Genomic DNA, 14,408 nt, shown 5'->3' with positions numbered 1-14,408 from the left:
AAAGGCAGGTGAAGGCATCGGGTCCGCCGGCCGGGTCACCCCCGGCCGGCGGACCCGGCGCCGATCGGCTGTGACTGCGTACATCATCCGACGCGTGATCGCCGCGGTAATGCTGTTGCTGGTGGTCAGCGCAGTCACCTTCGCGATCTTCTTCCTTGTCCCACGGCTCGGTGGGCAGACGATCGACCAGCTGGCGGTCCAGTACGTCGGTAAGGACGCCAACCCCGACTCGATCGCCGCCGTCAAGGCGAACCTGGGGCTCGACCAGCCCCTCTACACGCAGTACTTCGACTTCATCAAGGGCATCTTCGTCGGCGCCGAGTACAACTTCGGCCCGGACCCGTCCATGTGCAACGCGCCCTGCTTCGGCTACTCGTTCAAGACGCACGTCGAGGTGTGGCCCGAGCTGATGGAGCGGGTGCCGGTCACGTTCTCCCTGGCCATCGGTGCCGCGGTGATCTGGCTGGTCTCCGGTGTCGCCATCGGCGTCCTCTCGGCACTCAAGCGCGGCTCGATCTTCGACCGCCTCGCCATGACGCTGGCCCTCGCGGGCGTCTCGCTGCCGATCTTCTTCACCGGCATGCTCGGCCTCGCCCTGCTCACCGTCCAGTGGCCCCTGTGGTCGGACGGTGTCAACTACGTCCCGTTCGCGGACAATCCGGCGGACTGGGCATGGAACCTGATCATCCCCTGGTGCAGCCTCGCCTTCCTCTACTCCGCCCTGTACGCCAGGCTCACCCGGGCCGGCATGCTGGAAGTGATGGGGGAGGACTACATCCGTACGGCACGGGCCAAGGGCCTGCGGGAGAGCACGGTCGTCGCCAAGCACGGACTGCGGTCCGCGCTGACGCCCATCGTCACGATCTTCGGTATGGACTTCGGCCTGCTGCTCGGCGGCGCCGTCATCACCGAACAGGTCTTCTCCCTCCAGGGCATGGGCGCGTACGCGATCCAGTCGGTGAAGGACGCCGACCTGCCGATCGTGATGGGCGTGACCCTGTTCGCCGCCTTCTTCATCGTCTTCTGCAATCTGCTGGTGGACCTGGTGTACGCCGCCATCGACCCCAGGGTGAGGTACTCGTGAGCGAGGTTTCCAAGGAGCAGTCCGCGCGGCGGTCAGCCGCACGGGTTCCCTCTCCCGCCGCCGCGCCGGGCGAGCCGGTGGCCGCCAAGGCCGCGGGGGCGCCCGGGTCCGCCGGTCCGGGGGAGCCCTTCCTCTCCGTACGTGACCTGCGCATCCACTTCGACACCGACGACGGTCTGGTGAAGTCGGTCGACGGCGTCAGCTTCGACGTCCACGCCGGCCAGACCCTCGGCATCGTCGGTGAGTCCGGCTCCGGCAAGTCGGTCACCTCGCTCGGCGTGATGGGCCTGCACCGCTCCGCCAACGCCGCGATATCAGGCGAAGTCTGGCTGGACGGCGAGGAGTTGGTCGGGGCCGACCCCGACCACGTACGGCGGCTGCGCGGCCGGAAGATGGCCATGATCTTCCAGGACCCGCTCTCCGCGATGCACCCGTACTACCGCATCGGCGCGCAGATCGTGGAGGCGTACCGGGTCCACCACAAGGTCAGCAAGAAGATCGCCCGCGCACGGGCGGTCGAGATGCTCGACCGGGTCGGCATCCCCGAGCCGCACAAGCGCGTCGACAGCTACCCGCACGAGTTCTCCGGCGGTATGCGCCAGCGCGCGATGATCGCGATGGCCCTGGTCAACAACCCCGAACTGCTCATCGCCGACGAGCCGACGACCGCCCTGGACGTGACCGTCCAGGCGCAGATCCTCGACCTCATCAGGGACTTGCAGAAGGAGTTCGGCTCCGCCGTCATCATGATCACGCATGACCTCGGGGTCGTCGCCGAGATGGCCGACGACCTGCTCGTCATGTACGGCGGCCGGTGCATCGAGCGCGGACCGGCCGAGAAGGTGTTCTACGAGCCGCAGCACCCCTACACCTGGGGACTGCTCGGCTCGATGCCCCGGATCGACCGTGAGCAGACCGAACGGCTCATCCCCGTCAAGGGACAGCCGCCGTCGCTCATCAACGTGCCGGAGGGCTGCGCCTTCAACCCGCGCTGCCCGTACGCGGATGTGCCCAAGGGCGGCATCACGCGCACGGAGCGCCCCGAGCTGAAGCAGGTCGGCACCGGGCACCACTCCGCCTGCCACATGTCGCAGGAGGAGCGGACCAAGATCTGGACCGAAGAGATTGCGCCGAAGCTGTGAGCGCCGAAGCCGCGCGCCCCGACGCCGCGCGCCCCGACGCCGTGAGCCCCGACGCCGCGCGCCCCGAAGCCGTGAGCAACGCAAAGGATCCCGCTGTGGCGGACAGGCCGGAGAAGGCGAACAGGGCGGCGAAGGACAGGGCCGGTGAGCCGCTGCTGAGGGTGGAGGGGCTGGTCAAGCACTTCCCCGTCAAGAAGGGGCTGTTGCAGCGCCAGGTCGGCGCCGTCAAGGCGGTCGACGGGCTGTCGTTCGACGTCCATCCCGGCGAGACGCTCGGCATCGTGGGCGAGTCCGGCTGCGGCAAGTCGACCATGGGCCGGCTGATCACGCGGCTGGACGAACCGACCGGCGGGCGCATCGAGTTCCAGGGCCACGACATCACGCACATGTCGGCGGGCAGGATCCGGCCGCTCCGCCGCGACGTGCAGATGATCTTCCAGGACCCGTACTCGTCGCTGAACCCGCGCCACACGATCGGCACGATCGTCGGCGCGCCGTTCAAGCTCCAGAACGTGCAGCCCGAGGGCGGCGTCAAGAAGGAGGTCCAGCGTCTCCTCGGCCTGGTGGGTCTGAGCCCCGAGCACTACAACCGCTACCCGCACGAGTTCTCCGGCGGCCAGCGCCAGCGCGTCGGTATCGCGCGGGCCCTGGCGCTCAGCCCGAAGCTGGTCGTCGCCGACGAGCCGGTCTCCGCGCTGGACGTGTCGATCCAGGCGCAGGTGGTGAACCTGCTGGACGACCTCCAGGACGAGCTGGGGCTCACGTACGTGATCATCGCGCACGACCTCTCGGTCATCCGCCATGTCTCGGACCGGATCGCCGTGATGTACCTCGGCAAGATCGTCGAGCTGTCGGACCGCAAGTCGCTTTACGAGCGGCCGATGCACCCGTACACGAAGGCGCTGCTGTCCGCGGTGCCGGTGCCGGACCCGAGGCGGCGCGGGGTCAAGAGCGAGCGGATCCTGCTCAAGGGCGATGTGCCGTCGCCGATCTCGCCGCCGAGCGGCTGCCGGTTCCACACCCGTTGCTGGAAGGCGACGGAGGTGTGCCGGACGGTGGAGCCGCCGCTGGTCCAGCTGGAGCCGGGGCACGAGGCGGCCTGCCACCACCCGGAGAACGCGCCGGACCAGATTCCGGACGACACGAAGGTGCTCGCCTCGGCGCGCGAGGCGATCGCGCTCGTGGGTGAGGCGGTCGCACCAGCGGTCGCACCGGCGGCCCCCGAGGCGCCGAAGGGGCTCGCCAAGGAGTAGCCCCGCGGCAGCGGCCCGCCGTCCGAACGGCACGCACGCCCCCCGCTTCGCATGGTCCACCATGCGGACGGGGGGCTTCTGCGTCGTACGAGAGGTTCACCCGGTTCGCCCACCCTGCCGCGGTCCACCTGGCATGACGTGACCGGCTGGGGCGCGATGTCCAGAAGTCTGGGCATTTGTTCGAGTGTCCGGATCTCAGGTCTGCAACTCCGCATTGCGGCCTGTTCATTTGGCACTTTCCTGACGGTAATGTTCGGCCGTCAAGACCGAGTTCAGGACTCGTCGGATCCCTGGGGTGGACCATGCGAATAATCAAGTCCCGAGCCGCTGGAGCGATCGTCACGGCATTGGCCGTCGCGCTGATCGCCACCGGCTGCTCCAGCGACCGCGACGAGGCAGGTGACTCGGGCGGTGCGAAGGACACCTTCGTCTTCGGCGGCCCCGGTGACCCGGGCTCGCTCGACCCCGCGCTCGCGAGCGACGGCGAGACCTTCCGGGTCACCCGTCAGGGCTTCGAGGCCCTGCTGAAGCACGAGTCGGGCGGCAGCACGCTGGCCCCCGCCCTCGCCGAGAAGTGGTCGAGCGACGCGGCCGGCAAGGTCTGGACGTTCAACCTCCGTAAGGACGTGACCTTCCACGACGGCGAGAAGTTCAACGCCGCCGCCGTGTGCGCGAATTACGACCACTGGTTCAACTGGAAGGGCACGTACCAGTCCAGCGCGGTCTCCTACTACTGGCAGACCATCATGGGCGGCTTCGCGGCCAACGAGGACCCGGAGACGCCGAAGGCGAACTACAAGTCCTGCACCGCGAAGGACGACAGCACCGCCGTCATCGAGGTCAACGAGCCCTCCGCGAACCTTCCGGGCGGCTTCTCCCTCCAGGCGCTGGCGATCCACTCGCCGAAGGCCCTGAAGGAGTACGCGAAGCAGGACGCCACCGCCAAGGGTGACGCCATCACGTACCCCAAGTACAGCCAGGTGGCGGGCACGGTCGCGGGCACGGGACCGTACAAGATCACCGAGTGGAACAAGGGCAACAAGGAAGTCTCCCTGGAGCGTTACGACGACTACTGGGGCACCAAGGCGAAGATCAAGAAGCTGGTCTTCCGCACCATCGACACCGAGGACGGCCGCCGCCAGGCCCTCCAGGCCGGTGACATCGACGGCTACGACCTGGTCGCGCCCGCCGATGTGAAGACCCTGGAGAACGACGGGTTCCAGGTCCCCACGCGTGACGTCTTCAACATCTTCTACGTCGGCATGAGCCAGGAGAAGAACAAGGCGCTGAAGAAGCCAGAGGTCCGCCAGGCCGTCGCGCACGCCATCGACCGCGAGAACCTGGTCAAGACCCAGCTGCCCGAAGGCGGCGTCGCGGCAACGCAGTTCATGCCCGACACGGTCGCCGGCTACTCGGACGCCGTACAGAAGTACCCCTTCGACACCGCCAAGGCCAAGTCGCTGCTCAAGGGCGCGGGCGAGAGCGCCCTGAAGGTCGACTTCTGCTACCCGACCGAGGTCACCCGGCCGTACATGCCCGCTCCGCAGGACATGTTCGAGCTGATGAAGGCCGACCTGGAGAAGGCCGGGATCGCCGTCACCCCCAAGCCCATGAAGTGGGCGCCGGACTATCTCGACGCCACCGAGGCGGGCGGCTGCGAACTGCACATGCTGGGCTGGACCGGTGACTTCAACGACGGCTACAACTTCATCGGCACCTGGTTCGCCGAGTACGACAAGCAGTGGGGCTTCAAGGACAAGGGCATCTTCGACGCGATGAAGGCCGCGTCGACCGAGACCGACCCGGCCAAGCGGACGGACCTGTACAAGAAGGCCAACGAGACGATCATGGCGTACCTGCCGGGTGTGCCGATCTCCTCGTCGCCGCCGGCGATCGCGTTCGCCGACGACATCAACCCGCCGAAGGTCTCCCCGCTGACGCAGGAGAACTTCGCCGAGACGTCCTTCAAGTAACAGCACCCAGTGCGGGTCCGCCCGGCCGGCGGCGTACGAAACGCGGCCGGGCGGACCCGTCCTACTTTTCGAAAGGGGCAAGCGGGGTGCTGCGACTCGTCGCACGACGACTGCTACAGCTGATACCCACCCTGCTCGGTCTGTCGGTTCTGCTCTTCCTGTGGCTGAACCGGCTGCCCGGCGGACCCGCTTCGGCGATCCTGGGCGAACGGGCGACCGAGGCCGAAGTGGCCCGTATCAACCGGGCGCTGGGACTCGACGAACCGGTCTGGGTCCAGTACGGACGGTTCATCAAGCGAATCTTCCAACTCGACCTCGGCACCTCCACACAGACCGGCCAACCGGTGTGGGAGGAATTCACCCTGCGCTTCCCGGCCACCGTCGAACTCGGCGTCGCCGCCATGGCCATCGCGATCGTGGTCGGCATCCCGCTCGGCTACTTCGCGGCCCGGCGCCGCGGCAGCTGGCTCGATGTGACCGCCGTGTCGGGCTCGCTGATCGGCATCTGTATCCCCGTCTTCTTCCTGGCGCTGCTCCTCAAGGGCCTGTTCGCCGTCGAACTCGGCATCTTCCCGAGCTACGGCCGCCTCTCGACCGGCATCGACGCGACGTCAGTCACCGGATTCGCCGTTCTGGACGGCCTGTTGACCGGTGAGCTGGACGCCTCGTGGGACGCGATCATGCATCTGGTGCTGCCCGCGATCGCGCTCGCGTCCATCCCGCTCGCCGTCATCGTGCGGATGACCAGGGCCAGCGTGCTCGAAGTGCTGGACGAGGACTACGTACGTACGGCGGAGTCCAAGGGCCTGGACAAGCGCGTCGTACGCTCCCGGCACGTCCTGCGCAACGCGCTGCTGCCGGTGATCACCGCCGTCGGTCTGCTGACCGGCAGCCTGCTGTCCGGCGCCGTCCTCACCGAGTCCGTCTTCTCCTTCGGCGGGATCGGGTCCTTCATCCGCACCTCGATCGACGCCCGCGACTATCCCGTGCTCGTCGGCTTCATCCTCTTCATCGCGCTGGTGTACGTGCTGATCAATCTGCTGGTCGACGTGGCGTACAGCCTCATCGACCCGAGAGTGCGGGTGCACTGACATGAATGCCATCCCGAACATGACGAAGAAGGCCGACAAGATCGACCGCCTCGCGCAGCTCATGGAGCGCACCGAGTCCACCTCGGGCGCCGGGCTGTGGCGCGAGGCGTTCCGACGGTTGTGCGCCAGCAAGACGGCGATCATCGGCGCGGTCGTGATCGGCCTGTTCGTGCTGATCGCGATCGTCGGCCCGTGGCTCGCCCCGTACAGCCCCACCGCGCAGGACTGGCGCGGCGAGGTCTTCCCCAACCAGGGGCGGTTCGTCGGACCGCGCGGCGACAACTGGTTCGGCCTGGACCACCTGGGCCGCGACGAGTTCTCCCGGATGCTCGTCGGCGCCCGGCAGACCCTGCTCGTGGGCGTCGTGTCGATGCTCATCGGCCTGGTGGCCGGCGCGGTCATCGGCGCCGTGTCGGGCGCGGCGGCGACGCTCGGCGGGGAGCCGGGCCGGCGCGTGGACAGCGTCATCATGCGTGTCACGGACATGATGCTGGCGCTTCCCTCGCTGCTGCTGGCGGTGTCCGTCGCGGCCGTGATGGGCCAGTCGCTGACCACCGTGATGATCGCGGTGGGTGTGGTCCAAGTACCGGTGTTCGCAAGGCTGTTGCGCGGGTCGATGCTCGCGCAGGGCAGCTCGGACTACGTACTGGCGGCCAAGGCGGTGGGCATTCGCAAGCGCCGTATCGTCCTCACCCAGATCATGCCCAACTCGCTCAGCCCGGTGATCGTCCAGGCGACGCTCAGCCTCGCCACCGCGATCATCGAGGCCGCCGCCCTGTCCTACCTGGGCCTCGGCAATCCGGACCCGGCGGTCCCGGAGTGGGGTGTGATGCTGTCGCAGGCACAGCGCTTCTTCGACAACGCGCCGATGATGTCGGTCTATCCGGCGGTCGGGATCATCATCACCGCACTCGGCTTCACGCTGCTCGGTGAGGCGATGCGGGAAGCTCTCGATCCGAAGCTGCGAGGCTGAAATCCCATGCCACTTCTGTCAGTTGACGCCCTGTCGGTCTCCTTCGCCGGACACGGTACGGGGCGGGGTAAGGGGCGCGACACGAAGGCCGTCGACGGCGTCTCCTTCGACGTCGCCGAGGGCCAGGTCGTCGGCCTGGTTGGCGAGTCGGGCTGCGGCAAGTCCGTGACCGCGCTCGCCCTGATGGGCCTGCTCCCGAGCAAGGGGGTGAGCGTCGGCGGGCGCGCCGAGTTCGACGGCGCGGACCTGCTGTCCATGGGCGAGAAGAGGATCCGCGACCTGCGCGGCAGCCAGCTCGCGATGATCTTCCAGGACCCGCTCTCCTCGCTCAACCCGGTCGTCCCCATCGGTGTCCAGGTCACCGAGATCCTCAGCCGCCACCGCGGACTGAAGGGCGAGCCGGCCCGCAAGGAGGCCGCCACGCTGCTCGACCGCGTCGGCATCCCCGACCCGGACCGGCGGCTCAAGGAGTACCCGCACCAGCTCTCCGGCGGAATGCGGCAGCGCGCGCTCATCGCCATGGCGGTCGCGTGCGCGCCGCGTCTGCTGATCGCGGACGAGCCGACGACGGCGCTCGACGTCACCATCCAGGCGCAGATCCTCGAACTCCTCAAGGAGTTGGTCGACCAGGAGGGCACCGCGCTCCTGATGATCACCCATGACCTGGGCGTCGTGGCCGGGCTGTGCGACCAGGTCAATGTGCTCTACGCGGGGCGCGCGGTCGAGACCGCGGGCCGCCGCGAACTGTTCGCACACCCCACCCATCCGTACGCGCACGGCCTGCTCGGCTCCATCCCGCGCCTCGACGCACCGCGCGGCGAACCGCTGCGGCCGATCCGCGGCTCGATCAACGACAAGATCGCGTGGGCCGACGGCTGCGCGTTCGCGCCCCGGTGCGACTTCTACACGATGGAGTGCCTGACGGGCACACCGGAACTCACCGAACCGCGCGCCCCCGGCCACCAGGTGCGCTGCGTCAACCCGGTCCTGCCGGCGGAGTCTGCCGCCGACACGGCGGAGGTCTCCTCATGAGCCTGCTCGAACTGGACGGCGTCAAGGTCCACTTCCCGGTCAGGAAGGGTGTCGTCTTCGACCGTACCGTCGGCCATGTGTACGCCGTCGACGGTGTTTCGCTGAAGGTCGAGGCGGGCCAGACGTACGGCCTGGTGGGGGAGTCGGGCTGCGGCAAGACCACCCTCGGCCGCGCCGTCCTGCGCCTCGTCGACATCACCGAGGGCGAGGTCGTCTTCGACGGCACGGACCTGGCGAAGCTCCCGGACGAGGAGATGCGGAAGATCCGGCACCGCCTCCAGATGGTCTTCCAGGACCCGCTGGGCAGCCTCAACCCCCGGCAGAACATCGAATCCATCCTCTCCGAGGGCATGGCGGCGCACGGCATCGGCGCCGACCAGCGGGAGCGCCGCGAGCGGATCAAGAAGATCCTCGCCGAGGTCGGCCTGCCGGCCAACGCGCTCTCCCGCTACCCGCACGAGTTCTCCGGCGGCCAGCGCCAGCGCATCGGCATCGCGCGGGCGCTCGTCCTCGAACCGGACGTGATCATCTGCGACGAGCCGGTCTCCGCGCTGGACGTCTCCATCCAGGCGCAGGTGATCAACCTCCTTGAGGAACTTCAGGAGTCCAAGGGCCTGACCTATCTCGTCATCGCCCACGACCTGGCCGTGGTCCGCCACATCTCGGACGTCATCGGAGTCATGTACCTGGGCTCGCTGGTGGAGGAGGCCCCGAGCGACGCGCTGTACGCCGAGCCGAGGCACCCGTACACCAAGGCACTGATGTCGGCGGTCCCGGTGCCCGACCCGGAGGTGGAGGACCACCGCGAACGGATCCTGCTCCACGGCGACCTGCCGTCACCGGCGGCACCACCGGCCGGCTGCCGCTTCCACACCCGCTGCCCGTGGAAGCAGGAGACACGGTGCGCGACGGAGCGGCCGGAGCTGACGGCGGTGGGCGACGGACACCGGGTGGCGTGCCACTTCACGGCGGAGATCGAGGCGGGCACGGTGGAACGGACGAGGGCGACGGGGATCGCGGCGGTGACGGAGACCGTATGAGACGGGACTTCCGGAAGGGCTTTCGGAAGGACTTCGGGAAGTCCTTCCGAAAGCCCTTCTAGAACACGGCCTTGAGGGCCGCCCGGCGGAGCGCCTTCGACGGGTACGGGGTTTCCCTGCTCTCGTCCTGGATCTTGAGATAGAAGTCCGTCAGCACCGCGGCGAGCGGGGCGTGGCGGGCGAGGATCGCCCTGGCCTCTCGCGGTCCGTCCGGCGGGACCTGCCCTCGCGCACACGCGTGGATACGCGCCACGCGTTCCTTCCGCTCGTATCCGTACAGATCCGTGATCAGCCAGTTCACCAGCCGACTGAGCGTGTAGCAGCGATCGTAGGTCCGGTGCGATGCGAAGAATCCGGTCTCGCTCCGTGACAGATCGAACCGGGAGGAGAGCGCGAGGCCGTAGTCGGCGAAGTAGAGGCGTCGGCCGTCGGTGAGGATGTTCTGGAAATGGGCGTCGAAGTGCAGGAGCCCGCGAGCGTGCATGAAGGACGTGCCGGCCTCCAGCTCGCTCTCCACCAGGCGCAGCGCCCGGTCGGCGGACTCCTCACCAGCCCGTACCTGCTCGGTGAGCCACGCGTGGAGCGTCCGAGGGACGTACTCCAGGAACAGCGCGAGGCAGGCGGAGGACCGCTGAAGGGCCTCGATACGGCGTCGTACCTCCGGCCCGCCTCCCCAATAGGCCACGGCCCGCTCCACGTCCGCCAGTTCGTCGGGAAGCGCGGTCGTGTCCGGCAGCACGCGCCAGTGGTACATCATCGGAAAACCCGCGTACCGCCCTTCGAGTACCCAGTTCGTCGTCATGGTGTGAACGGCGAGCTCCCGCCACGCCCCGAAACCCGGCCCGCCGACGCCGTACTGGCAGAAGGTGGGGAGCCCGAACAGATTGGCCGTGGACCGTACATGCTCCGGCAGCCGCTCCAGGTCCGTGAGCGGCACCCGCTTCACGAAGACCGGCCTTCCGTCCACCTCCAGCAGCGCGGACTTCCCGCCGATACCGGAGCCGAGTGGCACGGCGGCGTCCACAAGCTCGCCCAGCCGCCGATCACTTCGCAGGGCGAGTGAGGTGGCGACAGCGCTGTAGGCGGCCAGGCGCGCGCCCGGTGACATATCGGGATGCTCGACCGCTGTCCGTGTCGCAACGCCCACTTCGTTTCCTTCCGCTCTCTCCACCGCGCCCGCGAGTGCCCACGGACTCCCGCCCCCGCTCCGTAGAGGTGGGACGCGCGAGCGCCTGATCCGGTGCCCGGCGCCAGGTGTAGAACTGTCGGGTGTTCCAGGAACTGTTCAGCCCCTCCGTCCAGCACTCGCTCGACCTCGCCGGAATCTTCGTCTTCGCGATCTCCGGTGCCCTGCTCGCCGTCCGCAAGAACTTCGACGTCTTCGGTATGGCGGTGCTCGCCGAGGTCACCGGGCTGGGCGGTGGTCTGCTCCGGGACCTGATCATCGGAGCCGTACCGCCGGCCGCCTTCACCGACCTCGGCTACTTCGTCACGCCGCTGGTGGCCACCGTCCTGGTCTTCTTCCTGCATCCGCACGTCGAGCGCATCCAGGGCGCGGTGAACGTCTTCGACGCGGCGGGGCTCGGGCTGTTCTGCGTGACGGGCACGGTGAAGGCGTACGAGTACGGGCTCGGCCTCACCGCGTCCGCCGCGCTCGGTCTCGCCACGGCGGCGGGCGGCGGTGTCCTGCGTGACGTGCTCGCCAACGAGGTGCCGTCGCTGCTGCGCTGGGACCGTGACCTGTACGCGGTGCCCGCGATCGTCGGGGCGACGACGGTGGTGATCTGTATACGGTTCGACGCGCTGAACGGGCTGACGAGCGGGCTCGCGGCCATCACCGCGTTCGTGCTGCGGCTGCTCGCGACGCGCTTCCACTGGCGGGCGCCCCGCGCGTACAACCGCCGCTCGACGGCGGCGGAGGAGCCACCGGCGCCGTCCGGACCGAACATATAAGCTACCGCTCAGTAATGCATTGTTGTACGGTGCTGCTCATGGCACAGGCAGCGCGGGAACCCACCGCGGACAACGAGTTCGACCGCGACACCGCCGTCACCCTCCGCGAACCGGGCGTCTACGACGCCGACCTCCGCGAGGGCTGGGCGATCCTCTCCGCCGTCAACGGCGGCTATCTGCTGGCGATCGTGGCCCGCGCCCTGCGCGACGCGCTGCCGCACCCCGATCCGTTCACGGTCACCGCCCACTATCTGAGCCCGTCGCGGCCCGGCCCGGCGGTCGTGCGCACCGAGACGGTACGGGCCGGCCGTACGCTCGCCACCGGCCAGGCGTCGCTGTTCCAGTACGAGCCGGACGGCACGGAGGTCGAACGCGTCCGGGTCCTCGCCGCGTACGGCGCGCTCGACTCCCTCAGCGACGACGTCCGCACCTCGGTGAAGCCGCCCGCCCTGCCGCCGCCCGAGGAGTGCCTGGGCACGGACGACGGGCCGGCCGCCTTTCCCGGCGACTCCGGCTTCACCCGGCGCGTGGTGGTCAAACTGGCCCCCGAGACCACGGGTTGGGCGGTCGGCTCCCCTTCGGGGAAGGGAGAGGTACGCGGCTGGTTCTCGCTGGCCGACCCCCGCGAGCCCGACCCGCTCTCCCTGCTGCTGACGGTGGACGCCCTTCCGCCGACCTCCTTCGACCTCGGGCTCACCGGCTGGACCCCGACGGTCGAACTGACCACGCACATCCGGTGCCGCCCGGCGCCCGGACCGCTGCGGGTCTTCGTCACCACGCGGAACCTGGCGGGCGGCTATCTGGAGGAGGACGCGGACGTCTGGGACAGCGCGGACCGGCTGGTCGCCCAGTCCCGGCAACTGGCGCGCGCTCCTCGGGAGGCCCGCGGGCCGAGCGGGAGGGAGTAGGGGGCGGCAGGGGCCTCTGCCGCACCCGTTGCCGCACCCGACGGTCGGACCGTGCGCCGTACGCGATGCCGCACCGATGCCGCACCGTACGCCGCACCCGGCCCGCGCGGTGCGCGCGGTGCGCGCGCCCGTACGCGATCCTGGCCCCGTGAAGTCCGACCGTCTCCTGTCGATCCTGCTGCTGCTCCAGACCCGCGGGCTCGTCCCCGCCACCGAACTGGCCACGCGCCTCGAGGTGTCCGTACGGACCGTCTACCGCGACGTCGAGGCGCTGTCGTCGGCGGGCATCCCCGTCTACGCCGAACGCGGCAGGCACGGCGGCATCGCGCTGCTGCCCGGCTTCCGTACGGACGTCACCGGCCTCACCGCCGACGAGTCCCGCGCCCTGTTCGTCCTCGCCGCCCGGGGCGCGCACTCCGCGCTCGGTCTCGACCAGGCGCTCGGCTCGGCGCTCCGCAAGTGATGGCCGCGCTGCCCGCCCCGCACCGCCCCGCACCGCCCCGCCGCCGAACAGACCAGCCGCCGCATCATCGTCGACCCGGAGCGGTGGATGCGCGCCGGGCGGCCCGCCGTCGACCTGGACGTCCTGAACACGGCGGTCTTCGCCGACCGCCGGCTGCGGCTGGGCTACCGGCACAGCGGCACCACGGAGCCGAGGACGTACACCGTCGACCCGTACGGCCTCGTCCTCAAGGCCGGCGTCTGGTACCTCGTCGCCGACCACCGCGCCGTGCCCGGTCTCTACCGCGCCGACCGCGTGCGCGACGCCACCTTGACCGACGCCCCCGTACGCCGCCGCGACGGCGTGGAACTGGGCGACGTCTGGAAGTCGCTGCGCCGGAAGGTGGAGCTGCGCCCGACCGCCGTCGACGTGACGGCCCGGGTCCGCGTCACCCGGCTGGACATGTTCCTGCGTATCCAGGCGGCCCAACTGACCGACGAGGAACCGGTCGTGGAGACGCCGGGAGAGTGGGCCCGGGTGCCCCTCGCCTTCACGGAGCTACTGGCGGTCCGCGCCCTGCTCGCCTTCGGCGACAACGTGGAGGTGCTGGCACCGCCCGAGGCCCGCGCCGTACTGGCCGAGGCCGCCGCCGCGGTTACGGAGCTGTACGGAGGAAGTCGCCCAGCGCCAGGGTGAGTTCGGCGGGGGCGTCCTCCTGTACGAGGTGGCCGGCGCCCGCGACGAGGCGCAGCTCGGCACCGGGGATCAGCCCGGCGAGCCGCCGCCCCTTCTCCTGCGGGATCCAGGTGTCCTCCGCGCCCCAGCAGATCAGCACCGGCAGGTCCAACTCGCCGTAACGGCCCTCGATCTCGTCGGTGAAACGCTGGTCGTTCCGCGCGATCTGCCGGTAGAAGGCGGCCTGCCCCTCCCGCGTGCACCACGGCTCCACCACGGCGTCCAGGACGTCGGCGCGCAGCCCGAGGTGGCTGGCCGACCCGACGTACTCCCGCACGAGCGCCCGGTGCAGCGCGGGCGGCAACTGCGCGAAGACGTCGCCGTGTTCGCCGAGCAGCCGGTACGTGGGCGAGCCCCACGGAGCGAGCGCCACAGGGTCCACGAGCGCCAGCCGTTCGTACCGCGCGCCGTGCAGCAGCGTCGCGCGCAGGGCGACGCACCCCCCGAAGTCGTGCGCGACGACGGCGGGCCGCTCCAGCCCCCAGTGCCCGAGCAGTTCGCCGAAGACCCGCGCCTGCGCGGCCAGCGACACGTCCTGCCCCTGCCGCATCTCCGACGCCCCGTACCCGGGCATGTCCCACACGTACACCCGGTGCCGACCCGCGAGGGCCCGCGCGGGGCCCCGCCACACGTACGACGAGAACGGCGTTCCGTGCAGCAGCACGACGGGCGGCCCGTCGACGGGTCCCAGTACGTCCCACCGGACGTCACCGGACGAGCTGTTGAAAGTGCGGTCGAGAGTCCATCCGTCCATGCCCACCAGGCTAGGTCCTGTTGCGAAA

General features: G+C 69.6%; 12 protein-coding genes and 1 pseudogene. 11 read left to right on the top strand and 2 right to left on the bottom strand.

Going from position 1 to position 14,408, the window contains the following annotated elements:
- Window positions 1-70 precede the first annotated feature (70 nt).
- The 8 genes from OG700_RS10075 to OG700_RS10040 all read left to right on the top strand — a co-directional run bounded on the left by OG700_RS10075 (window position 71) and on the right by OG700_RS10040 (window position 9,588).
- Entirely contained in the window at window positions 71-1,084 is a 1,014-nt protein-coding gene (locus tag OG700_RS10075; RefSeq protein WP_405611964.1) for an ABC transporter permease, read from the top strand.
- 77 nt (window positions 1,085-1,161) lie between these two features.
- Complete coding sequence (locus OG700_RS10070) at window positions 1,162-2,226, top strand: ABC transporter ATP-binding protein (protein WP_405621568.1); 1,065 nt, start codon at window positions 1,162-1,164, stop codon at window positions 2,224-2,226.
- Between the two features lie 95 nt (window positions 2,227-2,321).
- Entirely contained in the window at window positions 2,322-3,479 is a 1,158-nt protein-coding gene (locus OG700_RS10065) for an ABC transporter ATP-binding protein (protein WP_405611962.1), read from the top strand.
- 302 nt (window positions 3,480-3,781) lie between these two features.
- Window positions 3,782-5,452: an ABC transporter substrate-binding protein gene (locus OG700_RS10060; RefSeq protein ID WP_405611960.1), complete on the top strand. Its 1,671-nt coding sequence runs from the start codon at window positions 3,782-3,784 to the stop codon at window positions 5,450-5,452.
- Window positions 5,453-5,538: 86 nt separating this feature from the next.
- A complete protein-coding gene (locus tag OG700_RS10055) occupies window positions 5,539-6,543 on the top strand; it encodes an ABC transporter permease (RefSeq protein WP_405611958.1) in 1,005 nt (334 codons plus the stop codon).
- A gap of 19 nt (window positions 6,544-6,562) precedes the next feature.
- Window positions 6,563-7,516, top strand: a complete 954-nt coding sequence (locus OG700_RS10050) for an ABC transporter permease (RefSeq protein WP_405621566.1) — start codon at window positions 6,563-6,565, stop codon at window positions 7,514-7,516.
- Between the two features lie 6 nt (window positions 7,517-7,522).
- Window positions 7,523-8,548: an ABC transporter ATP-binding protein gene (locus OG700_RS10045; protein ID WP_405611956.1), complete on the top strand. Its 1,026-nt coding sequence runs from the start codon at window positions 7,523-7,525 to the stop codon at window positions 8,546-8,548.
- Complete coding sequence (locus OG700_RS10040) at window positions 8,545-9,588, top strand: ABC transporter ATP-binding protein (protein WP_405611954.1); 1,044 nt, start codon at window positions 8,545-8,547, stop codon at window positions 9,586-9,588. The genes OG700_RS10045 and OG700_RS10040 overlap by 4 nt, the downstream gene beginning before the upstream one ends.
- Window positions 9,589-9,646: 58 nt before the next feature.
- Here OG700_RS10040 and OG700_RS10035 read toward each other — a convergent pair whose 3' ends face one another.
- Complete coding sequence (locus OG700_RS10035; RefSeq protein WP_405611952.1) at window positions 9,647-10,696, bottom strand: protein kinase family protein; 1,050 nt, start codon at window positions 10,694-10,696, stop codon at window positions 9,647-9,649.
- 161 nt (window positions 10,697-10,857) lie between these two features.
- Here OG700_RS10035 and OG700_RS10030 point away from each other — a divergent pair, with 161 nt between their 5' ends.
- The 3 genes and pseudogenes from OG700_RS10030 (at window position 10,858) to OG700_RS10020 (ending at window position 13,587) form a co-directional block, all read left to right on the top strand.
- The gene (locus OG700_RS10030; protein ID WP_405611950.1) at window positions 10,858-11,541 is read left to right on the top strand and encodes a trimeric intracellular cation channel family protein; all 684 of its coding nucleotides are present in this window, start codon (window positions 10,858-10,860) and stop codon (window positions 11,539-11,541) included.
- Between the two features lie 38 nt (window positions 11,542-11,579).
- Window positions 11,580-12,449, top strand: coding sequence for a thioesterase family protein (locus tag OG700_RS10025; RefSeq protein WP_405611948.1), 870 nt, complete (start codon window positions 11,580-11,582; stop codon window positions 12,447-12,449).
- A 148-nt stretch (window positions 12,450-12,597) separates the two neighbouring features.
- Window positions 12,598-13,587, top strand: a pseudogene (locus OG700_RS10020) (helix-turn-helix transcriptional regulator).
- On the opposite strand, the gene OG700_RS10015 reads toward OG700_RS10020, so the two are convergent.
- The gene (locus tag OG700_RS10015; protein ID WP_405611946.1) at window positions 13,547-14,380 is read right to left on the bottom strand and encodes an alpha/beta fold hydrolase; all 834 of its coding nucleotides are present in this window, start codon (window positions 14,378-14,380) and stop codon (window positions 13,547-13,549) included. The pseudogene OG700_RS10020 and the gene OG700_RS10015 sit on opposite strands and share 41 nt — an antisense overlap.
- Window positions 14,381-14,408: the final 28 nt, after the last annotated feature.

The organism is Streptomyces sp. NBC_01508, from assembly GCF_045040315.1.
Taxonomy (GTDB): Bacteria; Actinomycetota; Actinomycetes; order Streptomycetales; family Streptomycetaceae; genus Streptomyces.
The sequence above is the reverse complement of the archived record's forward strand: the minus strand, read 5'-3'. Positions and strand labels throughout refer to the sequence as shown.

What these genes read in the sequence shown, in the direction of transcription:
- OG700_RS10060 (WP_405611960.1), top strand. Translation starts at nt 3,782, where the DNA reads ATGCGAATAATCAAGTCCCGAGCCGCTGGAGCGATCGTCACGGCATTG.
- OG700_RS10040 (WP_405611954.1), top strand. Translation starts at nt 8,545, where the DNA reads ATGAGCCTGCTCGAACTGGACGGCGTCAAGGTCCACTTCCCGGTCAGG.
- OG700_RS10015 (WP_405611946.1), bottom strand. Translation starts at nt 14,380, where the DNA reads ATGGACGGATGGACTCTCGACCGCACTTTCAACAGCTCGTCCGGTGAC.
- OG700_RS10025 (WP_405611948.1), top strand. Translation starts at nt 11,580, where the DNA reads ATGGCACAGGCAGCGCGGGAACCCACCGCGGACAACGAGTTCGACCGC.
- OG700_RS10050 (WP_405621566.1), top strand. Translation starts at nt 6,563, where the DNA reads ATGACGAAGAAGGCCGACAAGATCGACCGCCTCGCGCAGCTCATGGAG.
- OG700_RS10035 (WP_405611952.1), bottom strand. Translation starts at nt 10,696, where the DNA reads ATGTCACCGGGCGCGCGCCTGGCCGCCTACAGCGCTGTCGCCACCTCA.
- OG700_RS10045 (WP_405611956.1), top strand. Translation starts at nt 7,523, where the DNA reads ATGCCACTTCTGTCAGTTGACGCCCTGTCGGTCTCCTTCGCCGGACAC.